The organism is Cellulomonas sp. Y8 (assembly GCF_008033115.1).
GTDB lineage: Bacteria > Actinomycetota > Actinomycetes > Actinomycetales > Cellulomonadaceae > Cellulomonas.
Genome location: NZ_CP041203.1, coordinates 3,152,376 through 3,175,920 on the forward strand (window position 1 = coordinate 3,152,376; position 23,545 = coordinate 3,175,920).

General features: G+C 75.1%; 24 protein-coding genes and 2 pseudogenes. 16 read left to right on the forward strand and 10 right to left on the reverse strand.

Features of this window, described 5'->3' with window-relative positions; translation table 11 throughout:
• Positions 1 to 227 precede the first annotated feature (227 nt).
• The 3 genes from FKM96_RS14225 to FKM96_RS14235 are packed head-to-tail and all read right to left on the reverse strand — an operon-like array spanning position 228 to position 3,478.
• On the reverse strand, positions 228 to 1,556 hold the full coding sequence (locus tag FKM96_RS14225) for an ABC transporter substrate-binding protein (RefSeq protein WP_147795793.1): 1,329 nt from the start codon (positions 1,554 to 1,556) through the stop codon (positions 228 to 230).
• A 44-nt stretch (positions 1,557 to 1,600) separates the two neighbouring features.
• Positions 1,601 to 2,515, reverse strand: a complete 915-nt coding sequence (locus tag FKM96_RS14230; protein ID WP_147795794.1) for a carbohydrate ABC transporter permease — start codon at positions 2,513 to 2,515, stop codon at positions 1,601 to 1,603.
• A 15-nt stretch (positions 2,516 to 2,530) separates the two neighbouring features.
• Complete coding sequence (locus tag FKM96_RS14235) at positions 2,531 to 3,478, reverse strand: carbohydrate ABC transporter permease (protein WP_147795795.1); 948 nt, start codon at positions 3,476 to 3,478, stop codon at positions 2,531 to 2,533.
• Between the two features lie 243 nt (positions 3,479 to 3,721).
• Between FKM96_RS14235 and FKM96_RS14240 the strand changes: the two genes are divergently transcribed.
• From FKM96_RS14240 to FKM96_RS14270, 8 genes and pseudogenes are all read left to right on the forward strand, one after another.
• Positions 3,722 to 5,296, forward strand: coding sequence for a Gfo/Idh/MocA family protein (locus tag FKM96_RS14240; RefSeq protein ID WP_147795796.1), 1,575 nt, complete (start codon positions 3,722 to 3,724; stop codon positions 5,294 to 5,296).
• A complete protein-coding gene (locus tag FKM96_RS14245; RefSeq protein ID WP_246854988.1) occupies positions 5,296 to 6,252 on the forward strand; it encodes a LacI family DNA-binding transcriptional regulator in 957 nt (318 codons plus the stop codon). Before FKM96_RS14240 ends, FKM96_RS14245 begins: the two co-directional genes overlap by 1 nt.
• Before the next feature lie 1,154 nt (positions 6,253 to 7,406).
• Complete coding sequence (locus tag FKM96_RS21665; RefSeq protein ID WP_246854989.1) at positions 7,407 to 7,643, forward strand: PfkB family carbohydrate kinase; 237 nt, start codon at positions 7,407 to 7,409, stop codon at positions 7,641 to 7,643.
• A gap of 106 nt (positions 7,644 to 7,749) precedes the next feature.
• A pseudogene (locus tag FKM96_RS21670) lies at positions 7,750 to 7,920 on the forward strand (hypothetical protein); the annotation flags it as partial.
• 232 nt (positions 7,921 to 8,152) lie between these two features.
• Positions 8,153 to 8,782 (forward strand): UxaA family hydrolase, encoded by a 630-nt coding sequence (locus FKM96_RS22285; RefSeq protein ID WP_371300535.1) that lies wholly within the window; start codon positions 8,153 to 8,155, stop codon positions 8,780 to 8,782.
• A pseudogene (locus FKM96_RS22290) lies at positions 8,683 to 9,042 on the forward strand (altronate dehydratase); the annotation flags it as partial. The gene FKM96_RS22285 and the pseudogene FKM96_RS22290, both read left to right, overlap by 100 nt.
• Before the next feature lie 106 nt (positions 9,043 to 9,148).
• Entirely contained in the window at positions 9,149 to 9,361 is a 213-nt protein-coding gene (locus FKM96_RS21850) for a UxaA family hydrolase (protein WP_256375957.1), read from the forward strand.
• A 61-nt stretch (positions 9,362 to 9,422) separates the two neighbouring features.
• The gene (locus tag FKM96_RS14270) at positions 9,423 to 10,829 is read left to right on the forward strand and encodes a cystathionine beta-synthase (RefSeq protein WP_147795798.1); all 1,407 of its coding nucleotides are present in this window, start codon (positions 9,423 to 9,425) and stop codon (positions 10,827 to 10,829) included.
• A 316-nt stretch (positions 10,830 to 11,145) separates the two neighbouring features.
• Here FKM96_RS14270 and FKM96_RS14275 read toward each other — a convergent pair whose 3' ends face one another.
• Positions 11,146 to 12,411, reverse strand: coding sequence for an FAD-binding protein (locus FKM96_RS14275; RefSeq protein ID WP_147795799.1), 1,266 nt, complete (start codon positions 12,409 to 12,411; stop codon positions 11,146 to 11,148).
• Positions 12,412 to 12,536: 125 nt separating this feature from the next.
• Here FKM96_RS14275 and FKM96_RS14280 point away from each other — a divergent pair, with 125 nt between their 5' ends.
• Both FKM96_RS14280 and deoD read left to right on the forward strand, forming a co-directional pair.
• Positions 12,537 to 12,941, forward strand: coding sequence for an FKBP-type peptidyl-prolyl cis-trans isomerase (locus FKM96_RS14280; protein WP_147795800.1), 405 nt, complete (start codon positions 12,537 to 12,539; stop codon positions 12,939 to 12,941).
• Between the two features lie 112 nt (positions 12,942 to 13,053).
• Entirely contained in the window at positions 13,054 to 13,770 is a 717-nt protein-coding gene (gene deoD / locus FKM96_RS14285) for a purine-nucleoside phosphorylase (RefSeq protein WP_147795801.1), read from the forward strand.
• 81 nt (positions 13,771 to 13,851) lie between these two features.
• Here deoD and FKM96_RS14290 read toward each other — a convergent pair whose 3' ends face one another.
• The 4 genes from FKM96_RS14290 to msrA all read right to left on the reverse strand — a co-directional run bounded on the left by FKM96_RS14290 (position 13,852) and on the right by msrA (position 16,635).
• The gene (locus FKM96_RS14290) at positions 13,852 to 14,262 is read right to left on the reverse strand and encodes a VOC family protein (protein ID WP_147795802.1); all 411 of its coding nucleotides are present in this window, start codon (positions 14,260 to 14,262) and stop codon (positions 13,852 to 13,854) included.
• Complete coding sequence (locus FKM96_RS14295; RefSeq protein ID WP_147795803.1) at positions 14,259 to 15,005, reverse strand: hypothetical protein; 747 nt, start codon at positions 15,003 to 15,005, stop codon at positions 14,259 to 14,261. Before FKM96_RS14295 ends, FKM96_RS14290 begins: the two co-directional genes overlap by 4 nt.
• 64 nt (positions 15,006 to 15,069) lie before the next feature.
• On the reverse strand, positions 15,070 to 15,801 hold the full coding sequence (locus FKM96_RS14300) for a HEAT repeat domain-containing protein (protein ID WP_147795804.1): 732 nt from the start codon (positions 15,799 to 15,801) through the stop codon (positions 15,070 to 15,072).
• A gap of 165 nt (positions 15,802 to 15,966) precedes the next feature.
• A complete protein-coding gene (gene msrA / locus FKM96_RS14305; RefSeq protein WP_147795805.1) occupies positions 15,967 to 16,635 on the reverse strand; it encodes a peptide-methionine (S)-S-oxide reductase MsrA in 669 nt (222 codons plus the stop codon).
• Between the two features lie 126 nt (positions 16,636 to 16,761).
• Here msrA and FKM96_RS14310 point away from each other — a divergent pair, with 126 nt between their 5' ends.
• The 4 genes from FKM96_RS14310 to FKM96_RS14325 all read left to right on the forward strand — a co-directional run bounded on the left by FKM96_RS14310 (position 16,762) and on the right by FKM96_RS14325 (position 20,896).
• On the forward strand, positions 16,762 to 17,991 hold the full coding sequence (locus FKM96_RS14310) for a cystathionine gamma-synthase (RefSeq protein ID WP_147797132.1): 1,230 nt from the start codon (positions 16,762 to 16,764) through the stop codon (positions 17,989 to 17,991).
• Positions 17,988 to 19,337 carry an AI-2E family transporter gene (locus tag FKM96_RS14315; RefSeq protein WP_147795806.1) on the forward strand — a complete coding sequence of 450 codons (1,350 nt, stop codon included), beginning with the start codon at positions 17,988 to 17,990 and terminating at the stop codon, positions 19,335 to 19,337. Before FKM96_RS14310 ends, FKM96_RS14315 begins: the two co-directional genes overlap by 4 nt.
• Before the next feature lie 11 nt (positions 19,338 to 19,348).
• Entirely contained in the window at positions 19,349 to 20,554 is a 1,206-nt protein-coding gene (gene ilvA / locus FKM96_RS14320) for a threonine ammonia-lyase (RefSeq protein ID WP_147795807.1), read from the forward strand.
• 108 nt (positions 20,555 to 20,662) lie between these two features.
• Entirely contained in the window at positions 20,663 to 20,896 is a 234-nt protein-coding gene (locus FKM96_RS14325) for a hypothetical protein (RefSeq protein WP_147795808.1), read from the forward strand.
• Positions 20,897 to 20,977: 81 nt separating this feature from the next.
• On the opposite strand, the gene greA is transcribed toward FKM96_RS14325, so the two are convergent.
• Positions 20,978 to 21,466, reverse strand: a complete 489-nt coding sequence (gene greA / locus FKM96_RS14330; protein WP_147795809.1) for a transcription elongation factor GreA — start codon at positions 21,464 to 21,466, stop codon at positions 20,978 to 20,980.
• A 225-nt stretch (positions 21,467 to 21,691) separates the two neighbouring features.
• On the reverse strand, positions 21,692 to 22,102 hold the full coding sequence (locus tag FKM96_RS14335) for a DUF4307 domain-containing protein (RefSeq protein ID WP_168216996.1): 411 nt from the start codon (positions 22,100 to 22,102) through the stop codon (positions 21,692 to 21,694).
• A 127-nt stretch (positions 22,103 to 22,229) separates the two neighbouring features.
• Here FKM96_RS14335 and mca point away from each other — a divergent pair, with 127 nt between their 5' ends.
• Both mca and FKM96_RS14345 read left to right on the forward strand, forming a co-directional pair.
• A complete protein-coding gene (mca, locus tag FKM96_RS14340; protein WP_147797133.1) occupies positions 22,230 to 23,087 on the forward strand; it encodes a mycothiol conjugate amidase Mca in 858 nt (285 codons plus the stop codon).
• Positions 23,084 to 23,428 carry a hypothetical protein gene (locus tag FKM96_RS14345; RefSeq protein WP_147795811.1) on the forward strand — a complete coding sequence of 115 codons (345 nt, stop codon included), beginning with the start codon at positions 23,084 to 23,086 and terminating at the stop codon, positions 23,426 to 23,428. Before mca ends, FKM96_RS14345 begins: the two co-directional genes overlap by 4 nt.
• Positions 23,429 to 23,545 lie beyond the last annotated feature (117 nt).

Below are 23,545 nucleotides of genomic sequence, written 5' to 3' on the forward strand. Positions count from 1 at the left end.
CGCGGCGGCGTGCAGCGCGGGGTCGCGGAGCACGTCGACCACGGCGCGGCCGGGCAGCACGGCGGAGAGGTCGAGCAGCCGGTCGCCGCCGGGGCCGGCGACGAGCGCGCCGGGGCGGACGGCGGCGCCGGCGTGGTGGCTCACGAGGCGCACGGGGGTCTCCTGGGGTCGGGGGGGTGCGGGGGCGGGGCCGGGGCTCGCGCGGCGGGCGAGCCCCGGCCCGGGTGTCAGGAGATCGCCGCGCCGACCTCGTCCAGCCAGCGCTCCGCGGCCTCGCGCGGGGTGATCCGCCCGAACAGCACGTCGGAGTTCACCCGCTGGGTGATCTGCGTCGTCTCGCCGGCGCCGACCGGCGGGACCGGGGTCCCGTCGACGATCGTCGGCTCGATGTCCGCCACGAAGTCGGCGCCGACGCGGTCCGCGTCCGACAGCAGCGGCAGGACCGCCTCGCGCACCTCGGTGTTGGACGGCAGGCCCCGGTCCATGAGGATCAGCTCGCCCGCGGTCGTCGAGTTGATGAGGAAGTCGACGAGCAGCGCGGCCTCCTCCGGGTGCGGGCTGGACTCGGCGACGGAGTAGTACATCGTCGGGTACAGGTAGGCGCCCGTCCGGACCCCGTCCGCCTCGCCCGGCGGGCGGAGCAGCTGCAGGTCGCGGCCGGCGGCGCTCTGGATCGCGTCGAGCTGGTTGGACCAGAACCACGCCATCGCGCCCTGACCGGTCGCGGGCAGCGAGCCCTCGACGCCGGCGGCGTTGATCTCGGTGGACACCGACGCGGACGGCTCGCCGCCCGACTCCATCAGGTCGACCGAGCGCTGGAACCACGCCTCGACGGTGTCGACCGAGACGCCGAGCTCGCCGTCCTCGGTGAACACCTCCTCGCCGTTCTGCCGCGCCATGATCTTCAGCACGACCTCGAGGAAGCTGTAGTTCTGCACGCCGAACAGCTCGCCCCCGGACCCCGCGGAGATCGCGTTCGCGACCGCCTCGTAGTCGTCCCAGGTCCAGGTGGTGTCGTCGGGCAGGTCGACGCCCGCCTCGGCGAAGATCGCGGGGTCCGTGACCAGCGCGTGGCTGCTGACCCCGGTCGCGATCCCGACGAACGTGCCGTCGACCTCGCCGGACTCGATCACCGACGGGTCGATGGCGTCCGTCGCGATGTCCAGCTCGCGGAGGTCCGCGAGCAGCCCGCGGCTGGCGTACTCGGCCAGGAACCGCTCCTGCTGCGTGATGACGTCCGGCAGGCTGCCGCCGGCCGCCGCCACGTTCAGGCGCTCGAAGTAGCTGTCCCAGCTGGTGAAGTCGGGCTGGACCGTGATGTGCGGGTACTCGGCCTCGAAGGCCGCGATCACCTCCTCGGTGATCTGCTGCCGCGTGTCCGAGCCCCACCAGGCGAAGGTGATCGTCACCTGGTCCGGGTCGTCGGACCCGCTCGTGCTGCCCCCGGTGCCCGGGCTGTCCGCGCTCCCGCACGCGGCGAGCGTCACGGCCATCGCCGTGGCGGCGACGGCCGCGCCCAGCCGGCGCCCGCGCGTCGTCCCTCGTCGTCCCTGCATCAGCGTCCCTCTCGTCGTCGAGTCGTGCTCTGCGGTGCGGCTGATCACTTCATCCCCGTCGTCGCGATGCCCTGGACCAGGTACCGCTGGCCGAAGAGGAAGACCAGGAAGATGGGGACGAGCGTCACGATCGACATCGCGAACATCGGTCCCCAGTTGCTGCCCGTCGCCGGGTCGAGGAACAGGCGCAGCGCCAGCGGCGCGGTCCGCATCTCGTCCCGGGTCAGGAAGATGAGCTGGCTGAAGAAGTCGTTCCACGTCCAGATGAAGGTGAAGATCGCCGTGGTCGCGAGGGCCGGGACGGCGTTCGGCAGCATCACCGAGAAGAAGATGCGCGGGTGGCCGCAGCCGTCGATCCGCGCGGCCTCCTCGAGCTCGTTCGGGATGCCGCGGAAGAACTGCACCATCAGGAAGATGAAGAACGCGTCGGTGGCCAGCAGCTTCGGGACGATCAACGGCCAGAACGTGTTGATCCAGTCCATCTGCTGGAACATGATGTAGCGCGGCACGATGATCACGTGGATCGGCAGCATGATGCTGATGAGCATCATCGCGAACCACATGTTCCGGCCCCGGAACCGCAGCCGGGCGAAGGCGTAGCCCGCCATCGAGCAGGTCACCAGGTTGCCGAGGAGGCAGCCGGCGACGACGACCGCGGAGTTCAGCATGTACCGGCCGAACGGCTGGGACAGGGCCTCCCACCCGCTCGCGTAGTTGGAGAAGTCCCACTCGGTCGGCAGCACCGACAGGTCGCGGAAGATGAGCTCGGTCGGCTTGAACGAGCTGCCGAGCAGCCAGATCAGCGGGTAGATCATGATCACCGCGGCGATGATCATGGCGGCGTGCCGGGTGCCGGTGCGCAGGACCGAGCGCCAGCGCTCGCGGCCCGGCCGGACGGGGCTGTCGTCGGCGAGGCGGCGGATGCGGGTGGGCAGGTCGGGGGAGGTGGTGGTGGTCATGGCGCTGGACTCCTCTCAGTCCTCGTAGAAGACCCAGAACTTCGAGGCCCAGAAGTTGATGGCGGTCAGCACGAGCACGATGAGGACCAGGACCCAGGCCATGGCGGCCGCGTAGCCCATGCGCAGGTTGGTGAACCCCTCCTGGTACAGGTAGAGGGTGTAGAAGAGCGTCGAGTCCGACGGGCCGCCCGTCCCGTTCGACACCACGAATGCCTGGGTGAACGACTGGAACGCGATGATCACCTGCATCACGAGGTTGAAGAAGATGATCGGGCTGAGCAGCGGGAGCGTCACCGAGCGGAACTGCCGCCAGCGCGAGGCGCCGTCGAGCGAGGCGGCCTCGTAGTACATCTCCGGGATCTGCCGCAGGCCGGCGAGGAAGATGATCATCGGGGAGCCGAACGTCCACACGTGCAGCAGGACGAGGGTCCACAGCGCGGTGTCCGGGTGCGAGACCCAGCCCATGCCCTGGATGCCGAACAGGCCGAGGAAGGCGTTGAACAGCCCGTCCTCGCCGAACACCTGGCGCCACAGGATCGCGATGGCCACCGAGCTGCCGAGCAGCGACGGCAGGTAGAACACCGACCGGTAGAACGTCATCCCGCGCAGGCCGCGGTTGAGCAGCACGGCCAGGCCGAGCGCCACGACCAGCTGCAGGGGGACGCCCGTCACGACGTACAGGAACGTCACCCGGAGCGACTCGTGCAGCCGGGTGTCCGTCAGCATCGCCGTGAAGTTGTCGAGCCCGATGAAGGTGGGCGACGTCAGCAGGTCGTAGTCGGTGGTCGCCAGGACCAGCGACGCGACCAGCGGGATCAGGGTGATCCCGAACAGCCCCAGGAACCACGGGGCCAGGAACGCCAGCGCCGCACGCTGATCGGACTTGCGGAGGTTCGAGACGGCCGCGATCTTCGGGCCGCCCCGCTTGCTGCGCATGGTGCGGAGCTCGTTGAGTGCTGTCATGGACACACTTCCTCGTGGTCTGGCTGCAACGGTTCTGAGGAACCGGTTCCGGACGCTACCCGAACGGGTGAACCCCCTGTCCAGCCCGGGACGGCGGATCGGGCTGCCGATCTCGTGACAGGGCGCGATCCAGCGGCAGAACTGGGACCGAGGTCCCGGTTCCGAGGCGGTGCTGCGCGGCGCTGCCGCGCCTGGGTAGGGTGACTCGTGAGAAACCCGTTTCTGACGAAAGGGCCCCGTGCGATGACGCCCCCTCCCGCCCCGCTCGACCAGAACCCGACGGCGCGCCGCCCGCCCGCCTCTGCGTCCCCGCGCGCGGACGAGCAGGTGACGACCCGGTTCGCGCCGGTCCCCGCCGGCCGGCGGCGCCGGCGGTACGCGGTGCTGGGCACCGGCCACCGAGCGGGCATGTACGTGGGGGCCATCACCGGCGAGCACCGTGACGTCGCCGAGCTCGTGGCGTGGTGCGACCCGAACCCCGGCCGCGTCGACTTCTACGACGCCGAGGTCGGCACGGCGCTCGGGCTCGACGGACCCGCGGGCCTGCCCCGGTACCTCCCGGCGGACCTCGAGCGGATGGTCGCGGAGCAGGCGGTCGACGTCGTGGTGGTGACGACGCCCGACCACCTGCACGCCGAGCACGTCACGCGCGTGCAGGCCGCCGGCGCGGACGTGGTGCTGGAGAAGCCGATGGCCACCACCGCGGACGGGTGCCGGGCGATCGCCGGGTCCGTGGCCGCGACGGGCCGGGACCTCGTCATGACCTTCAACTACCGGTACGCCCCGCGGAACTCCGCGCTGCGCGAGGTCATCGCGTCCGGCGCGATCGGGCGGCCGACCAGCGTGCACTTCGAGTGGCTGCTGGACACCGTGCACGGCGCGGACTACTTCCGCCGGTGGCACCGGGACCGCGAGCGCTCCGGGAGCCTGCTGGTGCACAAGTCGTCGCACCACTTCGATCTCGTGGGCTGGTGGCTCGACGCCGAGCCCGAGCGGGTGTTCGCCTCGGGCGGCCTGCGGTTCTACGGGCACGACAACGCGCAGGCGCGCGGGCTGGGGCCGCGGCCCGAGCGCGGCACCGGCACCACCGGCGACCCGTGGGCGCTCGACCTGCGCGCGGACCGGCGCCTGAAGGGCCTCTACCTGGACGCCGAGCACCACGACGGCTACCTGCGCGACCGGGACGTGTTCACCGAGGGGATCTCGATCGAGGACGACCTGTCGCTGGTGGTCGACTACCGGTCCGGCTTCTCCATGACGTACGCGCTGAACGCGCACTGCCCGTGGGAGGGGTACTCGGTCGCCGTCAACGGCACCGAGGGGCGGGCGGAGCTGACCGTGGTCGAGCGCGGCGCGGTGTCGGTCGACGCCGAGGGCCGCGTGGTGCTCGACCCGTCGGCCAACCCGGACGCCGTGCCGGTCGCGCCGTCCCGCCCCGAGGGCGAGCACCTGGTGGTGCAGCGGCACTGGGAGGGCGCGCGCGAGGTGCCGATCCCGCGGGGCGAGGGCGGGCACGGCGGTGGCGACGCGCTGCTGCTCGCGGACGTCTTCCGCCGCGATCTCCGGCTCGAGGACGATCCGCTCGGCCGCGCGGCTGGGTACCGCGACGGGCTGCGGGCGGTGTCCGTCGGCATCGCGGCCGGCGAGTCCCTGCGGACCGGCCGCGCTGTTAGCATCGGCGCACTCGACCTGGGCAGCGCGCGCGCTGAGCCGCGGCGCGCCGTCCGGCGGAAGGGAGCGGACCGATGCGCACGGGCGCGACGATCAGCGATGTCGCGTCGGCCGCGGGGGTCTCCCGGGCCACCGTCTCGCGCGTGATGAACGGCAGCACCGTCGACGCCGAGCTGACCCGCCGGGTGCGCGCCGCCGCCGCCGAGCTGCACTACCGGCCGTCGGTCACCGCGCGCTCGCTGTCGCTCGGCCGGACGCTCGCCGTCGGGATCGTCGTGCCGGACCTCGCGAACCCGATGTTCCAGGCGGTGCTCCGGGCGGTCGCCGACGGGGCGCACCGGCACGGGTACAGCGTCGTGGTCGCCGAGACCGCGGGGCCCGACCGCGACGAGGCCGACATCGTGCGCAGCACGCGTGCCCGGTGCGACGCGCTCGTCATCGTCGCGCCGCGGATGTCGCAGGAGGTCCTGGCCGAGGTGCTGGACGAGGTCGACCCCGTGGTGCTGGTCAACCGCACCGTCCCGGGGTCCGCGACGCCGAGCGTCAACGTCGACTACTCGCCGGCGATGTACGGCGTCGTCGAGCACCTGGTCGGCCTCGGCCACCGGGCGATCGCCTACCTGTCCGGCCCCGAGTCGAGCCCGTCGAACACGGCCCGCCTGGACGGCCTCGGCCGGGCCCGCCTGGCGTTCGGCGAGGTGCGGTTCTTCACGCTCGCGTGCGGGGCGACGGTCGCCGAGGGCTACGCGCTGGCGCACGCGGCGCTCGCCACCCAGGCGACGGCCGTCGTGGCGTACAACGACCAGGTCGCGTTCGGGCTGCTCGGGCACCTGCACGAGCTCGGCGTCGACGTGCCCGGGACGCTGTCGGTCGTCGGGTTCGACGACATCGAGCTCGCCCGGTACGCGACGCCGTCGCTCACGACGGTGCACGTCCCCTACGACGAGATCGGGGCCCGCGCGTGGGCGCGGCTGCACGCGCGCATCGCGGGCGAGGCGGAGCCTGCGCCGGACGAGGGCGTCGACGTGCGGGGTGCCGCGGAGGTGCTGCCGGCGGCGCTGCTGACGCGGGCCTCGTCGGCGACCGCCCCGGCGGCGGGCTGACGCCGGAGCGGGAGGCCGCGCGCGGACGCGGCGCTGCCTCGCGCGCGCCGCTGCGCACCAGCCCGGCCTGAGTGTGCCCACGCGCTGGGCGTGCACCCCTGCGGGCGCGCCCCCGCGCGACCCCGCCTACGGCTTCCGGCTGCGCCCACGGCGATCGGCGAGGGCGGCGCCGGAAGGCGTAGGTCGCGGGAGCGAACGCCTCGCCTCCACGGCGCCCCGGGAGGGCAGGACGGGCTGCGGAGGAACCGGTTTCTCGGGTAGGTTGGCGGCGATCCCGACAGCGAGGTGAGGCCATGCCGTCCCCGTCTTCCCCGTGGCCCGCGGCGCCGTCCGGCGGCCCGGGCGCCGGAGGTCGTCGCCCTCGGCGAGGTGATGCTCCGGCTCGACCCCGGCGAGCAGCGCATCCGCTCGGCGCGCGGGTTCGCCGCGCACGAGGGCGGCGGGGAGTACAACGTCGCCCGCGCCCTGCGCACCGCGTTCGGGCTGCCCGCGGCCGTGGTCACGGCCCTCGTCGACGACGAGGTCGGCCGGCTGGTCGAGGACCTGGTGCTCGCCTCCGGCGTGGACACCCGCTGGGTCCGCTGGCTGCCGCCCGGGACACCGGTTCCCGCCCCGGAACGGCCTGAACTTCACCGAGCGGGGGCACGGTGCCCGCGGCGCGGTGGGCGTCTCCGACCGCGCGCGGACGGCCGCCTCCCGGCTGGCCCCGGGCGACGTGCCCTGGCCCGTCGTGCTCGCGGGAGCGCGGTGGTTCCACACCGGGGGCGTGTTCGCCGGGCTGTCCTCGACGACGACCGCCACGGCGTTGCACGCCGCCCGGGAGGCCCGGCGGCTCGGCGTCCCGGTGTCGGTCGACACCAACTTCCGGCCCTCCCTCTGGCGGGGTCGCGGAGGCCGGGCGGAGGCGTGCGCGACGGCGCGGGCGCTCGCCGGCGCGTGCGACGTGCTGATCGGCACGGCGTGGGACCTGTTCCCCGACGTGGACGACCCGCCCGCCGAGGACCCGGTGGCCGCGCGGGCGGCGTTCGAGCGCGGCGTGGCGCGGATGCGCGCCGTCGCGCCGGGCGTGCGGGTCGTGGCGACGACCTGCCGGGCGGTGCGCTCCGCGTCCCGCAACGGCTGGGGCGCGCTCGGGTGGTCCCGCCGAGCACGGGGTGCACGCGTCCGTCGGGCACGGCGACCTGGAGATCCTGGACCGCGTGGGCGGCGGCGACGCGTTCGCCGCCGGCCTGGTCGCGGGGCTGCTGCGTGGCGCGCCGCTCCCGGAGGCGCTCGACCTCGGGGTGGCGTCGGGCGCGCTCGCGATGACGACGCCCGGCGACGCGGCGCGGGGGCGGCTCGCCGACGTGCACGCCGCGGCGGCGCTGCGCCCGGCGGCGATCGCGTGGTGACCCGCCGCGCCGCCGCGCGCCCTCCTCGCCGCGCGGCCCCTGCCGCGCCTCGCCGCGCGACCCCTGTCGCGCCCCGCCCCCGACCGACCGACGGAAGGCCCGCCCGATGACCACCCGACCCGACCTGCTGGTGCTGCGCGAGGGCGACGACGTCGCGGTCGCGACCCGTGACCTCGCCCCGGGGGAGCACGCCGCGCCCGCCTCGGGCCCGGGCGTCCGGGTGCGCGACCGGGTGCCGCGGGGCCACAAGGTCGCGCTGCGCGCCGCCGCGGCCGGCGCGCGGGTCCGCAAGTACGGCCAGGTGATCGGCGTCGCGACCGCCGACATCGTCCCCGGGCGCGCACGTCCACGCGCACAACCTCGGGTTCGAGGCGGGGGAGAGGCAGCACGAGCTCGGCGGCACGCGCACCGTGCTGCCCGTCCCGGACGGCCCGCGCCCCACGTTCCGCGGCTACCGCCGGTCGGACGGCCGGGTCGGCACGCGCAACTACCTGGCGATCCTGACGAGCGTGAACTGCTCGGCGTCCACCGCCCGGATGATCGCCGACGCGTTCCCGGCGAGCGCGCTGGCCGCGTTCCCGCACGTCGACGGCGTGCTCCCGCTGACCCATCAGTCGGGCTGCGGGATGGTGCCGGAGAGCGAGGGCGGCCGGCTGCTGCTGCGGACCCTGCGCGGCTACGCGGCCCACCCCAACGTCGGCGCGGTGCTCGTGCTGGGCCTCGGCTGCGAGATGCTGCAGCCGGAGCAGCTGTCCGCGCGCGACGGGGCCGGGGCGTTCCTCGGCATGCCGTCGGTCGGCGCGCCCGCGCCGGAGCCCGCAGGTGGGGGCCTGCTCGCGACGATCCCCGACGGCACGGTCGTGCGGAGCCTGACGATCCAGGACACCGGGGGCGTGCGCGCGACCGTGCGCGCCGGCGTCGAGGCGGTCCGGAGATGCTGCCGGAGCTCGACCGGTGCCGGCGCGAGGAGGTCGACGTCCGGGAGCTCGTGCTGGGCCTCAACTGCGGCGGGTCCGACGGGTACTCGGGGATCACCGCGAACCCGGCGCTCGGCTGGGCCAGCGACCGGCTCGTCGCCTACGGCGGGACGTCGGCGCTCGCCGAGACGCCCGAGGTGTTCGGGGCGGAGCACCTGCTGACGCGGCGCGCGGTGGACGCCGGGGTGGCGACGCGCCTGCTCGACCGGATCGCGTGGTGGCAGGAGTACGCGGCCGCGGGACAGGGGTCGCTCGACAACAACCCGTCGCCCGGCAACAAGGCCGGCGGCCTGACCACCATCCTGGAGAAGTCGCTCGGCGCGGTCGCGAAGGGCGGCCAGGCCGACCTCGCCGCGGTCTACGAGTACGGCGAGCCGATGGCGCCGCACCGGGGCTTCGTGTTCATGGACACACCCGGCTACGACCCGGTGTCCGTGACCGGGCTGGTCGCGGGCGGCGCGAACGTCGTCGTGTTCACCACCGGGCGCGGGTCGGTGTTCGGCTGCCGCCCCGACCCCGTCGATCAAGGTGGCCACGAACACGGCGGTGTACGAGCGGATGGCCGAGGACATGGACCTCGACGCCGGGCCGATCGCCGAGGGCACGCGCACGGTCGCGGAGGTCGGCCAGGAGCTGTTCGACCGGATCCTCGCGGTCGCCTCCGGGGAGCCGACCGCGAGCGAGGAGCTCGGCATCGGCGTGGAGGAGTTCATCCCCTGGCACATCGGCACGGTCACCTGAGACCTAGGCTGGGGTCCCCCGGGGCCGTCGCCCGCCCCGCCCTTCGCCCCCTGGGAGACCCGTGAAGTACGCGCAGCACATCTCCGAGCTCGTCGGCGGAACCCCGCTGGTCCGGCTCAACGCCGTCACCGAAGGCCTCTCGGCGACGGTCCTGGCCAAGGTCGAGTACTTCAACCCCGGCGGTTCCGCCAAGGACCGGATCGCGCTGCGGATGATCGAGGCGGCCGAGGCCTCGGGCGAGCTGCGTCCGGGCGGCACCATCGTCGAGCCGACCAGCGGCAACACCGGCGTCGGCCTGGCCCTGGTGGCGCAGCGCAAGGGCTACCGCTGCGTGTTCGTCTGCCCGGACAAGGTGTCGGAGGACAAGCGCGACGTGCTGCGCGCGTACGGCGCCGAGGTCGTCGTCACGCCCACCGCGGTGCCGCCGGACCACCCGGACTCGTACTACTCGGTGTCCGACCGGCTGGTGACGGAGATCGAGGGCGCCTGGAAGCCGAACCAGTACGCCAACGTCAACGGGCCCGCGAGCCACTACGCCTCCACCGGCCCGGAGATCTGGGCCGACACCGACGGACGGGTCACGCACTTCGTCGCGGGCGTCGGCACCGGCGGCACGATCACCGGCACCGGCCGTTACCTGCACGACGCCTCCGCCGACCGCGCGGAGTCCGACGGCGGCCCGGTGCGAGTCGTCGGCATCGACCCGCTGGGCTCGGTGTACTCGGGCGGCGACGGGCGGCCGTACCTGGTCGAGGGCGTGGGCGAGGACTTCTGGCCCGCCGCGTACGACCCGTCGGTCCCGGACGAGATCATCGCCGTGTCCGACGCCGACTCGTTCGCGATGACCCGGCGCCTCGCCCGCGAGGAGGCCCTGCTGGTCGGCGGGTCCTGCGGCATGGCCGTCGAGGGCGCGCTGCGGCTGGCCCGCCGGCTCGAGGAGGAGGACCCGGCCGCGGCCGCGCGGGCGGTCGTCGTGGTGCTGCTGCCCGACAGCGGCAAGGGCTACCTGTCGAAGATCTTCAACGACCGGTGGATGCGGTCCTACGGGTTCCTCGACACCGAGGCGGGTGCGACGGTCACCGACGTGCTGCGCACCAAGGACGGCAGCGTGCCGGCCCTCGTGCACACGCACCCGAACGAGACCGTCCGGGACGCCATCGAGATCCTCCAGGAGTACGGCGTCTCGCAGATGCCGGTCGTCGGCGCGGAGCCCCCGGTGAAGATCGGCGAGGTCGCCGGGTCGGTGTCCGAGCGCGAGCTGCTGGACGCGGTGTTCTCCGGGACGGCGTCGCTGTCCGACCGGGTCGACCGGCACATGGCGGCCGCGCTGCCGCTGATCGGGTCGGGGGAGTCGGTCGAGTCGGCGCGCGAGGCGCTGCAGAAGCACGACGCGCTCATGGTCGTCGACGACGGGCAGCCCGTCGGCGTCCTCACCCGGCACGACCTGCTGGCGTTCCTGGCGCGCTGAGACCGCCCGCGGCGGGGGCCGGTCGTGAGCGCGGTGGCGCGGGCGGTGCGCGCGCTGCGGTGGTACGTCCGCGAGGTGCTGCGCACGTCCGACCGGGGCACGGGCCCGGGCTGCTGCTGAGCTCTGCGTGGACGCGGTGTCACCCGGGCGGAGCGGCACCCATTCTGGACATGAGTACACCGGGTGCACCGCGCACCCGGTGTACCCGTGTCCAGGGCGGACTTCCTCATGCCCGGGCGACACGGTGTCCTCGGTGTACGCACGCTCGGGAACGAAGCCGGTCCTCCTCCGGGCGACACCTCCCCGGTGGACGGGGTCAGCCGTCGAGCACGGAGCGGTCGACGAACGCGTTGCGGAACGTCCCCTCCGGGTCCGTGCGCGCCACCAGGGCGCGGAAGTCGTCCAGCCGCGGGTAGAGGTCCCGCGGGTCCGCCCCGGGGCCGCCCACGGCGTCGAACAGCTTGCCCCAGTGCGGCCGCGCGCCGAACGGCGCCAGCGCGGCCTCGATGCGCGGGAGCACCGCCTCGACCTCGGCCTGCCGCGGCAGCCAGGTGAAGTGCAGGCCGACCCGGTCGCCGCCCTCGGCGGTGCTCAGCCACAGGTCGTCGCCGGCGATCGTCCGGATCTCGGCGACCTGCAGCAGCGGCGCGACCAGGTCGCCGAGCCCGCGCATCGCCTCGATCGCCGCCACGGCGTGCGCGCGGGGGACCAGGTACTCGGACTGCAGCTCGTCGCCGTTGCTCGGCGTGAACTCGAGCCGGAAGTGCGGCAGCCGCTCGTGCCACGGGCCGGGGACGCCGAGCTGCTGGGTGCAGTTCACCGGGTCGATCCCGGGCAGCGGGTGCAGCGGCCCGGGCGCCGGGCGGGCGCCGAACAGGTCGGCCCGCGGCTCGTACGTCGCCCCCGGGGCGACGCGGGTCTTCCGCCAGACCTGCCGGACTCCCGCGGGGGACCAGTCGGTGAACAGGCTCACCGAGTCGGCGGACCCGGTGATCTCGTCCAGGTGCTCCAGCGCGGCGTCCCACGGCAGGTCGGTGTGCACCTCCTGGGCGACGTCGTAGGTCGGCTCGACGTCGAGGGTCACGCGCACGACGACCCCCAGGGCGCCCAGCGCGACGACCGCGCCCGGGAAGTCGGCGTCCCCGCGGGCGAGGTGCCGCAGCGTGCCGTCGGCCGTGACCAGGTCCAGGCCGGCGACCGCGGCGGCGAGGTTCCGGGACCGGTCGCCCGACCCGTGCGTCGCGGTGGCGACCGCGCCGGCGACGGAGATGTGCGGCAGCGACGCGAGGTTGTGCAGCGCCCAGCCCCGCGGGTGCAGCGCGCGGGCCAGCGCGCCGTACCGGGTGCCGGCGGACACCGTCACGGTGCGCGCCGCGGCGTCGACGTCGACCGCCGGGTCCAGCCCGTCGAGCCGCACCAGGTCGTGCGGGGTGTCCGCGACGTCGTTGAAGCAGTGCCGGGTGCCCAGGGCCCGCACGTGCCGCGCGGCCGCGACCACCTCCTGCACCTCCTCGACCGTGCGCGGCTCGTGCACGCGCGCGGCGGCGTAGGTGAGGTTCCCGGCCCAGGTGGTCAGCGTCATCGGTGCTCCCGTCCCGGCGGGCGCCCCTCGCCCGCCGGTCACGACCGTAACCCGGGCGCGTTCGCGAGCCGGGGAGCGCACCGTGCAGGATGGGGGAGTACGCCGCACCCGATCGAGGAGACGTCATGCCCGCCACGCTGCCCGAGGCCACCGGTTCGTTCGGTGAGAAGCCGACCCTGACGTTCCCGGAGGGCGACGCCCCCGCCGAGCTCGAGGTCGTCGTGCTGTCGCCCGGCGACGGCGCGCTCGTCGAGGCCGGCGACGACCTCGAGGTCCACTACCTCGGTCAGACCTGGGGCGGGAACGTCTTCGACAACTCGTACGACCGCGGCTCGTCGATCTCGTTCCCGATCGGCGTCGGCGCCGTCATCGGCGGCTGGGACGAGGGCCTGGTCGGCCAGCCCGTCGGCTCGCGCGTCCTGCTGTCGATCCCGTCGCACCTCGGCTACGGCGACCGCGGCGTGCCGCAGGCGGGCATCCGCGGCGGCGACACCCTGGTGTTCGTCGTCGACATCGTCGGCACGCACTGACGCAGCACCACCCCGCACCACCTCGGCCGCCGCCCTCGCCCGGACACCCGGGCCGGGCGGCGGCCGCGCGTCCGCCCCCGCACCGCCCGCCACGACCCCCGAGGAGCCCGCCATGCCCACCCCGCACATCTCCGCCCAGCCCGGCGACTTCGCCCCCGACGTCCTCATGCCGGGCGACCCGCGCCGGGCGACCCGGATCGCGGAGACCGTGCTCGACGACGCGCGCCTGGTCACCGAGGTGCGGGGCATCCTCGGCTACACCGGCACCTGGCAGGGCCGCCCGGTGTCCGTGATGGCGTCCGGCATGGGCGTGCCGTCGATCTCGATCTACGCGACCGAGCTGTTCCGGTTCTACGGCGTGCAGCGCATCATCCGGATCGGCACCGCGGGCGGCATGGCGCGCACGCTGGAGCTCGGCGACGTCGTCGTCGCGACCGCTGCGCACACCGACTCCGGGGTCAGCGAGCACCGCATCTCGGGCGTGCACTACTCGCACGTGCCGGACTTCGGCCTGGCCGCCGCCGCGTTCGCCGCCGCGGCCGAGGTCCCCGGGGCCCGCGCGCAGGCCGGCGCGGTGTTCACGTCGGACTCGTTCTACTCGAACCGGCCGGAGCGCACGCAGGCGCTGATCGACCACGGCACGCTCGCGGTCGAGATGGAGGCCGCCGGCCTGTACGCCGTCGCGGACCGGGAGCGCGCGAAGGCGCTGGCGCTGCTGTCGATCTCGGACTTCACGTTCCAGCCGAACGAGCTCACCGCCGACGAGCGCGAGCAGCTGTTCGACCACGCGGTGCAGATGGCGCTCCGCGCGTTCGCCACCGCGGCCTGACGCCGAGTGCCTGTCCGACACGTCGAGTGCCTATCCGCCGGATAGGCACTCGACGTGGCGGATGCCCTCTCGACGGTCGGGTCAGGCCGGGGCCGCGACCAGCTCGACCTCCAGGCCCTCGCCGTCCTCCAGGTAGGCGGCGTAGTGGTCCGGGCCGCCGGCGTGCGGGTGCCGGTCGGCGAACAGCAGCGTCCAGCCGTGCGCCGGCGCGTCGCGGACGAGGGCGTCGACCTCCGCGCGGGTGCCGGCGTGGAACGCCAGGTGGTTCACACCGGGCCGGCGCCGCTCGTGCGGTGCGTCGACGACGTCCGGGCCGGACTCCAGCACGACGTAGGCCCCGCCGGGCGCGCCGCCGGGTGACCACGTGCAGCCGTGGGCCCACCGGTCGGTGCGGGCGTAGCCCAGCGCGCCGAGCAGCCAGCCCCAGGACCGCTCGGCGCTCGGGAGGTCGGCGAACCACAGCTCGACGTGGTGCACCGCCCCGCGGGTCATGCAGCCCCCGCGGTGCGCGTGGTCTCGCGGACGACCTCCAGCGCGTCCAGCAGGCCGGGTGCCCCGTCGTCGAGCAGGAACCCGCAGCCGGTCGTCGGCCACCGGGCGAGGACGGCACGCCCGTCGGCGTCGACCAGGTAGATCACCGGCCGCATCTGCATCATCGCGGGGCAGGCCTCGTCGGGCGCCGGCTGCTGGCTGGGACGGGCGAGCGCCGCCAGGAGCGGGCCGAGGTCGCCGCGCAGCTCGGCCTCGACGACCGTGACCGAGACGGGCGCAGGCACCGGTTCCGGCACGGCCGGGAGGTCCTGGAGGTCGACCTCGTGCTCCGCGAGGTCGTCCACGGGCCCGGGGCCCGCGGTCACGACGTCCTCCGGCGAGACGCGGTCGAGCCGCTCGGGGGGCGCGGTGACCTCCGGCTGGAGGTCGAGCGGCGCGCGCCAGCCGCCGCGGCAGTCGACGATCGCGACGGCGTCGAAGTCCGCCGGGACCGACCCGGAAGCCGGCGCCGGCCGGTCGTGCCCGTCCGGCGGGGTCAGGCCGAGGCCCCACAGGACCTCGTCTGCGAGGCAGTCGGGGCCGGCGTCGGCGACCTCGGCGGCCGGCGGGAGAGCGGACTCCGGGCCGCAGCCGCCGGCGAGCAGCGCCGGCAGCACGATCGTCAGCGCGACGCCGGCCCGGCGGCGGTCCCGGCGCCCCGCGCGGGGGTCGGGTGCGGCGCGGTCGTCGGCGATGGGCGGCACGGGGGCTCCTCGGGGTCGGCCGGAAGGCGTGTCGGTCGGGGACGCGTGCCCCGGCGGGCGGGGGTCAGCTGGGCGCGTCGAGCAGCCGACGCAGCCTCGCCTTCTTCTCGTTCTCGCGCACGACCCACACCACGTCGGGGTCGTCGGAGCCCCGGAGCGCGGCGAACCGCGGCAGCCCGGCGGTCGGGTCGCCCGCGACGGCGACGCTCCACGCGTAGCCGAGCGCCTGGCGCAGCGTCCGGACGCCGGGGTCGCGGCGGTCGCCCGCCGGCAGCGCCGCGATCGAGGCCGTGGCGCGCGCGCACGCGTCGAGGGCGGCGGCCGCGGTCGCCGGGTCCCGCAGCAGCCGCGGCTCGCACACCCCGGCGACGGCGGCCCGGCGGACCAGGGGGTCGGGGTCGGCGACCCAGTGGGCGACGAGCGCGCGCAGGGTGCCGGGCTCCGCGTCGCCGATCCGCTGCAGCGCCATCGCGGTGGACTCGCGCACGCGCCAGGACCCGTCGGCGGCCCGGGTGCGGAGCAGGGCGGTCAGCCGGTCGCGTTCGGCCGCGGGGGCGTCCAGGACGAGCCGGCCGACGCCGTCGGTGCCGCAGCAGCGCAGGTACTCGTCGGCGTCGTCGGCGAGCGCGAGCACCAGGTCGGCGGGCGCGACGTCGGCGAACGCGCCCAGGAGCTCGAGGTTCGCCCGCGGCCCGGGCAGCCCGGAGCCGGCGGTGAGGTGCGCGCGCACGGCGTCGTGGTCCCCGAGCAGCCTCCGCAGGTCCTCCCGGTGCCGCTCCCGCACGCCCCTGCCCATGCCCGGCACGCTAGCGCGGCCACCTGCGCCGAGATAGGACCTTTCGTCCGAGATCGGGCCGTCCGGGGCCCGATCTCGGCGCGCAGGTCCGATCTCGGGGAGCGGGACCGGACGCAGGACGGCCCGGCCCCTGCGTGAGGGACCGGGCCGTCCGGGCGTGCGCCGTCAGGCGTCGAGCGGACGCGGGCACGAGACGCCCGTGCCGCCGATGCCGCAGTACCCGTTCGGGTTCTTGTCCAGGTACTGCTGGTGGTAGTCCTCGGCGTAGTAGTACGGGCCGGCCTCGTCCGCGGTGCGGATCTCGGTCGTGATCTCCCCGTACCCGGCCTGGGTCAGCCGCTGCTGGTACGCGGCGCGGGTCTCCTCCGCGGCGGCGGCCTGCTCCGGCGTCGTCGTGTAGACGGTGGACCGGTACTGCGTGCCGCGGTCGTTGCCCTGCCGGTACCCCTGGGTCGGGTCGTGCGACTCCCAGAACGTCCGGAGGACGTCGGCGTCCGAGAGGACGGCCGGGTCGTAGGCGACCTGGACCACCTCGGCGTGCCCGGTCAGGCCGGTGCAGGTCTCCTCGTACGTCGGGTACGGCGAGTAGCCGCCCTGGTAGCCGACGGAGGTGCTGACGACGCCCGGCAGATGCCAGAAGATGCGCTCGGCGCCCCAGAAGCAGCCCATGCCGAGCACGATCGTCCGGGTCCCCTCGGGCCACGGGCCCTGCAGCGGCGTGCCGAGCACCGTGTGGGTGGCCGGCACGGAGTAGGTGTACCCCTCGTGCCCCTTCAGCGCGCGCTCCGGCTCGACCATCGTCGACTTGAGGGCGGATCCGAACAGCCAGTTCATGGTGACTCCCTTCCACGGGTCCGACACGCTCAACCCGCGCGCGGGCCCGGGTGTTCCCGCGCGGCACCGGCCGGGGCGGGGGCCTAGCCTGGGCACGTGACGGACGCGAACGACAGCACCCCGACCCTGGCCGCCACGGGCGACCTCGACCAGCACACGGACCACGGCGACTGGTCGTCGGCCGGGTTCGCGACGCGCGCGATCCACGCGGGCCAGGACCCGGACGCCGCGACCGGCGCCGTGGTGACGCCGATCTACCAGGTGTCGACCTACAAGCAGGACGGCGTCGGCGGCCTGCGCGGCGGCTACGAGTACTCGCGCTCCGGCAACCCGACCCGCGCGGCGCTCGAGGAGGCCCTGCGCTCGGCGGAGGGCGGCGGCGCGGGCTTCGCGTTCTCGTCGGGCCTGGCCGCGGAGGACACGCTGCTGCGCGCCGTGCTGCGCCCCGGCGACCACGTCGTGATGGCGAACGACGCGTACGGCGGCACGTACCGCCTGATCGCGCGGGTGTTCGGCCCGTGGGGCGTCGAGCACACGGCGGTCGACCTGTCCGACGCCGAGGCGGTGCTCGCGGCGATCCGCCCGGGGCAGACCAAGGTCATCTGGCTCGAGACGCCGACCAACCCGCTGCTGGGCGTCGCGGACGTCGCGGCGCTCGCGGCCCACGCCGCCGCGGCCGGCGCGGTGCTCGTCGTCGACAACACGTTCGCGACGCCGTACCTGCAGCAGCCGATCACGCTGGGCGCGGACGTGGTCGTGCACTCGACCACCAAGTACATCGGCGGGCACTCCGACGTGGTCGGCGGCGCGCTCGTGGTCGCGGACGGCGCGCAGCTGCCGGTCGGGCTGGACGGGCCGACGGGCACGACGGCGCTCGCGGACGCCGTCGCGTTCCACCAGAACGCCTCGGGCGCGGTCGCCGGCCCGTTCGACTCGTGGCTGACGCTGCGCGGCCTCAAGACGCTCGCGGTGCGGATGGACCGGCACTGCGCGAACGCCGCCGCGGTGGCCGCGTTCCTCGAGGCGCGCGACGACGTCCCGCAGGTCATCTACCCGGGCCTCGACAGCCACGCGGGTCACGAGGTCGCCGCCCGGCAGATGTCCGGCTTCGGCGGCATGGTGTCGTTCCGCGCGGGCGGCGCCGAGCGCGCCGACCGCATCTGCGCCCGCACGAAGGTCTTCACGCTGGCCGAGTCGCTGGGCGGCGTCGAGTCGCTGATCGAGCTGCCGGCCCGCATGACCCACGGCTCGGTCGTCGGCACGGACCTCGAGGTCCCGGACGACCTCGTCCGGCTGTCCGTCGGCATCGAGGACGAGGCGGACCTGCTCGCCGACCTGGCCCAGGCGCTGGCATGACGACCCCGCGCCGGGGCGGCCGGGGCCGCGCCCGCACCGGCGACCCCGCCGCGCCGGCTCCGGTCCTGCACGAGGGCGACCTCGCGTCCGGCGACACACCCGCGGGCTGGTCGGCGGAGCAGTCGGTGGCGCCGTCGGTGCGCGCCGCGGCGGCCTGGTCCTGGCGGTTCCTGCTGATCGCCGCGGCGACCGCGGCGGGTCTCTGGGTCGTCGGCTTCTTCAAGGTCATCGTCGTGTCTGTGGCGATCGCGCTGCTGCTGACGGTGCTGCTCGCCCCGGTGGCCCGCTTCCTGGCGGCGCGCCTGCGGTTCCCGCGGGGGCTCGCGGCGATCACGTCGGTGCTGCTGCTGCTCGCGGTGGTCACCGGGCTGGTCGTGCTGGCCGGGCGGTCGATCGCCAGCGGCTTCGGCGACCTGTACGACCAGGCGTCCCAGGGCGTCGACGAGGCGCTGCAGTGGCTCTCGGACGGCCCGCTCGGGCTGAGCACGAACCAGCTCGACGACCTCGTCGAGCAGGGCCGCGACCAGATCAGCCAGAACGCCAGCACGCTCGTCTCCGGCGCGCTGTCGGTCACCACCACCGTCGGTCACGTGGCCGCGGGCGCGCTGATCGCGCTGTTCTGCACGTTCTTCTTCCTGCTCGACGGCCGGACCATCTGGACCTGGCTCGTCGGCCTGCTGCCGATCTCGGTGCGCGAGCGGGTGCACCAGGCCGGACGTCGCGGCATCGTCACGCTCTCCGGGTACACCCGGACGCAGATCCTCGTGGCGTTCGTGGACGCGACCGGCATCGGCATCGGCGCGGCGGTCCTCGGGGTCCCGCTGGCGGTGCCGCTCGCGACGCTGGTGTTCGTCGGCTCGTTCATCCCGATCGTCGGCGCCATCGCGACCGGCGCCGTGGCGGTGCTGGTCGCGCTCGTCGCGCAGGGCCCGGTCGTCGCCCTGCTGATGCTCGGCGTCGTGCTGCTGGTGCAGCAGATCGAGGGGCACGTGCTGCAGCCGTTCCTCATGGGCCACGCCGTGTCCCTGCACCCGGTCGCCGTGCTGCTCGTCGTCGCGGCGGGCTCGCTGGCGGCCGGCATCGTCGGCGCGCTGTTCGCCGTGCCGATCGCGGCGGTGCTCAACACGGTGCTGCTGTACCTGCACGGGCACGACAAGTTCCCCGAGCTCGGCACCGACGACCACGTCACGCTCCGGCCGCCCGGGGCGTTCGGGCGCCGACGGCTGGGCGGGCGCGGTCGGGTGCGCCCCGGAGGGGACGACGCGGCGGCAGGGCTGGAGCCCGGCGGCGCGCGCGGGGCCGGGGGCGCGCGGCGCGGCCCGGACGAGCAGACCGCGGGATCGTGAATGATGCACCGGTGACCTTCCTCGACGACGCCCGCGCCGCCGCGCGCCTGCTCCAGGGCGTGGCGACCCGCACCCCGGTGGAGACCTCCAGGGCCCTGTCCCAGATCGCCGGGACGCCGGTGCTCCTCAAGTGCGAGAACCTGCAGCGCGCCGGCTCGTTCAAGATCCGCGGCGCGTACGTGCGGATGGCGCGGCTGTCGCCGGAGGAGCAGGCCCGCGGCGTCGTCGCGGCGAGCGCCGGCAACCACGCCCAGGGCGTCGCGCTGGCGGCGCAGCTGCTCGGCATCGACGCGGTGGTCTACATGCCGGTCGACGCAGCGCTGCCGAAGGTCGCGGCGACCAAGGAGTACGGCGCGGAGGTCCGGCCGCACGGCCGCAGCGTCGACGAGGCGCTGGTCGCGGCGCGCGCCGAGGCGGAGCGCACCGGCCGGGTGCTGATCCACCCGTTCGACCACGAGGACATCGTCGCCGGGCAGGGCACGCTGGCGCTGGAGATCCTCGAGCAGGTCCCGGACGTCCGGACGATCGTCGTGCCGCTGGGCGGCGGCGGGCTGGCGGCGGGCATCCAGGCGGTCGTGGCCGAGGTGGCGCCGCAGGTCCGCGTGATCGGCGTGCAGGCCGCGCGGGCGGCCGCGTACCCGGCGTCGCTGGTGGCGGGGGAGCCGGTCGCGGCGCCCGAGCTGCACACGATGGCCGACGGCATCGCGGTCGGCACGCCCGGCGCGGTGCCGTTCGCGCTGCTGCAGCGGCACGGCTGCGAGGTGCGGACGGTGTCCGAGGAGGACCTGTCCCGCGCGCTGCTGCTGACCGCCGAGCGGGCGAAGCTCCTGGTCGAGCCCTCGGGCGCCGCGGGCGTGGCGGCGGTGATGGCGGCACCGCCGGGCGACCTCGAGGGCCCCGTCGTCGTCCTGCTGTCCGGGGGCAACATCGACCCCCTGGTGCTGCTCCGGGTCGTCCGGCACGGCCTCGCGGTGTCCGGGCGGTACCTGCAGCTGCGGGTGCGGGTGCACGACACCCCGGGCGCCCTGGCGGCGCTGCTGCGCGAGCTCGCGACGACCGGCGGCAACGTCATGCACGTCTCGCACGTGCGGACCGGGGTGGACCTGGAGATCGACGAGGTCGAGATCGAGGTCCAGGTCGAGACGAAGGGTCCGGAGCACTGCGTGCGGGTCCTGCAGCACCTCCGCGACGGCGGCTTCCGCCTCGCGGAGCACTGACGCGCGGCGGCCGCGACTCGGGCGGCGCAGGGCGGGCATGGACCCGGGCCGCGCGGTGTTGACGATGACGAGGGCCGGTGCGGCCCCGCACGGACGAGAGGGACCACGGTGACGAGCACGACGGCCACGACCACCACCCCGGCGACGACCACCCCGGCGACGACAGATCCCGCCGACGGCTGGGTCGACCCGCGCACGCAGATCGAGGTGGGCGTGCTGCTCGCCAACGGCCGGCTCGTGGGCCGGCGGTTCGCGTCCCGCGCGGAGGCCGAGGCGTTCGCGCGGCCCGAGGACGGCGAGCAGGTCGTCGAGTACAACCTCGTCTGCGAGTGCGTGGTCTGACGCCGCCCCGCCGGCCCCGGACGCACGAGGGCCCCGACCGGATCGCCGGTCGGGGCCCTCGTCGCGTCGCGGGGTGGTGCGTCAGCCGGCGAAGGGCTTCGCGTCCGTGATCTCGACCGGGATGTCGCGGCCGTTGGGCGCGGTGTAGGTCACCTTCTCGCCGACCTTGCGGCCGTTGATGGACGCGCCGAGCGGCGACGTCGGGGAGAACACCTCGATGTCGGCGCTGCCGGCGATCTCGCGCGAGCCGAGCAGGAACGTCATGGCGTCCCCGGCGACCACGGCGGTGACGACCATGCCGGGCTCCACCACGCCGTCGTCCGGCGGCGTGCCGATCTGCACGTTGCGGAGCTTCTCCTTGAGCTCGCGGATGCGGGCCTCCTGCTTGGCCTGCTCCTCGCGGGCGGCGTGGTAGCCACCGTTCTCCTTGAGGTCGCCCTCGTCACGCGCGGCGGCGATCCGCTCGGTGACCTCGGCTCGTCCCGGGCCCTCGAGGTGCTCGAGCTCAGCCTTGAGGCGGTCGTAGGCCTCCTGCGTCAGCCAGGTGGCGGCCTGCGTCGTGTCGGTCACGTCCACTCCTTCCTGCGTGTCGCGCGCCCGGTCGGGACGCGCCGTCGGTGACCCCGGCCAGGCGTGCGCGGGCCCGAGCGATGAACGGGGATGCCGTCTCCCTCGCGGTCGCGTCGGCCTGCGGCGACATCGGGCGACGTCGGACCGGGGGCGGCGTATGAATCGGCAAGCATAGCAACTGGCGGGGTCCGGCGTGGCCGGGTCCCACCGTGTCGTGCCGCGGGATCACGCGGCGGAGCAGGACTCCACGACCGCCGACACGGCCAGCTCGGTCGTCGGGATCGTCGTCGTCACGCGCTGCGTGGCGGTGCCGGCGGGGCCGACCTCCACGGTCTGCACGCCGACCTCCGCGTAGGACTCGGACAGCGCCTGCACCCGGCAGCTGACCGTGGTGCCGGCGTCCTTCGTGACGTCGAACGTCAGCTGCGTGCTGGTCGGCCCGTCGACCTTGAAACCGACCACCTTCCAGCTGAGCCCGTCCTGGGCGAGCGCGAGCCAGGCGGCGACCGCCACGGCCACGACGCCGAGCGCGACCATCGCGAGGCGCCCGGCCCGGCGGCGCCCGGGTCCGGCGGTCTTCCCGTAGCGCCCGGCGGGGAGCTCGGGGGCGGGGGTCGGGGTCGCCGTCACGGTCATCTCCTGGGGGAACGGGTCGCGCGCGGGCCGCGCGGAGTCGTCGGGGTGCGACCATTGTCTCGCGCCGGGTGCCGTACCGGCGACGAGGAGAGGACGACACCACACCGTGACCGAGCAGCTGCGCCTGATGGCGGTGCACGCCCACCCGGACGACGAGTCGAGCAAGGGGGCGGCGACGACGGCCCGGTACGCCGCGGAGGGCGTGGACGTCCTCGTCGTCACCTGCACCGGCGGGGAGCGCGGCGACGTGCTGAACCCGCACCACCCGCCCGTCGAGGGCGGGATCGAGGGGATGCGCGCCGTGCGCCGCGTCGAGATGGCCGCGGCGGCCGCCGCGCTCGGGGTGCGGCAGCACTGGCTGGGCTTCGTCGACTCGGGTCTGCCCGAGGGCGACCCCCTGCCGCCGCTGCCCGAGGGCTGCTTCGCGCTCCAGCCGCTGGAGGAGGCGGCCCGCCCGCTGGTCGAGCTGGTCCGCGAGTTCCGGCCGCACGTCATCACGACGTACGACCCGACGGGCGGCTACCCGCACCCGGACCACATCATGTGCCACCGGGTGGCGTTCGAGGCGTTCCACGCGGCCGGCGACCCCGAGCGGTACCGCGGCGCGGGCGAGCCGTGGGAGCCGCTGAAGCTCTACTACAACCACGGGTTCTCGATGGCCCGGATCCGCGCGGCGCACGAGGCGCTGGTCGAGCGCGGCCTGGAGTCGCCGTTCGGCGAGTGGGTCGAGTCCCGCGCCGCCCGGGAGATCCCGGAGCGCGAGGTCACGACGCTGGTCGACGTGCACGAGCACTTCGACGCGCGGGACGGGGCGCTGCGCGCGCACGCGACCCAGATCGACCCCGAGGGCTTCTTCTTCGCGATGCCGCGCGACCTGGAGCTCGAGGTCTGGCCGACCGAGGAGTTCGAGCTCGCCGAGTCGCGGGTGCCGACCACGCTGCCGGAGGACGACCTGTTCGCCGGCGTCCGGGAGGCGATCGCGTGACCGGGCTGCTGGCGGTCGCGCACGGGACGCTGCTGCAGGGCTGGGGGGCGGTCGCCGCGGCCGTGAGCCCGTCGCCCTCGCCGTCGAGCATCGAGATCCCGCCGGAGGACCAGACCTCGCCCGGGCTGCTCGGGTTCCTCGTGACGTTCGCCGCCGCGGCGGCGGTCATCCTGCTGGCGTTCTCGATGGTCCGGCACCTGCGGGTCGTCGACCGGAACGCGCGGCGGCTGCGCGAGGCCGAGGAGAAGGGCGCGCCCGCGGCGGGCGGCGACACCCCCGCGGCCGACGGCCCCGAGCGCCCCGACGGCACCGGCCCGACCCCGCCGCGGGGTCGCGCGTGAGCACCCCGCCGCCGGTCCGCCCGGCGGTGCGCGTCACGGTCGGCCAGCTCCGGGTGAGCGACGACCACGACGCCAACCGCGAGGTGGTCCGCCGCGCCTTCGACACCGCGCGCCGCG

What these genes read in the sequence shown, in the direction of transcription:
- FKM96_RS14225 (WP_147795793.1), bottom strand. Translation starts at nt 1,556, where the DNA reads ATGCAGGGACGACGAGGGACGACGCGCGGGCGCCGGCTGGGCGCGGCC.
- FKM96_RS14230 (WP_147795794.1), bottom strand. Translation starts at nt 2,515, where the DNA reads ATGACCACCACCACCTCCCCCGACCTGCCCACCCGCATCCGCCGCCTC.
- FKM96_RS14235 (WP_147795795.1), bottom strand. Translation starts at nt 3,478, where the DNA reads ATGACAGCACTCAACGAGCTCCGCACCATGCGCAGCAAGCGGGGCGGC.
- FKM96_RS14240 (WP_147795796.1), top strand. Translation starts at nt 3,722, where the DNA reads ATGACGCCCCCTCCCGCCCCGCTCGACCAGAACCCGACGGCGCGCCGC.
- FKM96_RS14245 (WP_246854988.1), top strand. Translation starts at nt 5,296, where the DNA reads ATGAACGGCAGCACCGTCGACGCCGAGCTGACCCGCCGGGTGCGCGCC.
- FKM96_RS14275 (WP_147795799.1), bottom strand. Translation starts at nt 12,411, where the DNA reads ATGACGCTGACCACCTGGGCCGGGAACCTCACCTACGCCGCCGCGCGC.
- FKM96_RS14280 (WP_147795800.1), top strand. Translation starts at nt 12,537, where the DNA reads ATGCCCGCCACGCTGCCCGAGGCCACCGGTTCGTTCGGTGAGAAGCCG.
- deoD (WP_147795801.1), top strand. Translation starts at nt 13,054, where the DNA reads ATGCCCACCCCGCACATCTCCGCCCAGCCCGGCGACTTCGCCCCCGAC.
- FKM96_RS14290 (WP_147795802.1), bottom strand. Translation starts at nt 14,262, where the DNA reads ATGACCCGCGGGGCGGTGCACCACGTCGAGCTGTGGTTCGCCGACCTC.
- FKM96_RS14300 (WP_147795804.1), bottom strand. Translation starts at nt 15,801, where the DNA reads ATGGGCAGGGGCGTGCGGGAGCGGCACCGGGAGGACCTGCGGAGGCTG.
- msrA (WP_147795805.1), bottom strand. Translation starts at nt 16,635, where the DNA reads ATGAACTGGCTGTTCGGATCCGCCCTCAAGTCGACGATGGTCGAGCCG.
- FKM96_RS14315 (WP_147795806.1), top strand. Translation starts at nt 17,988, where the DNA reads ATGACGACCCCGCGCCGGGGCGGCCGGGGCCGCGCCCGCACCGGCGAC.
- FKM96_RS14335 (WP_168216996.1), bottom strand. Translation starts at nt 22,102, where the DNA reads ATGACCGTGACGGCGACCCCGACCCCCGCCCCCGAGCTCCCCGCCGGG.
- mca (WP_147797133.1), top strand. Translation starts at nt 22,230, where the DNA reads ATGGCGGTGCACGCCCACCCGGACGACGAGTCGAGCAAGGGGGCGGCG.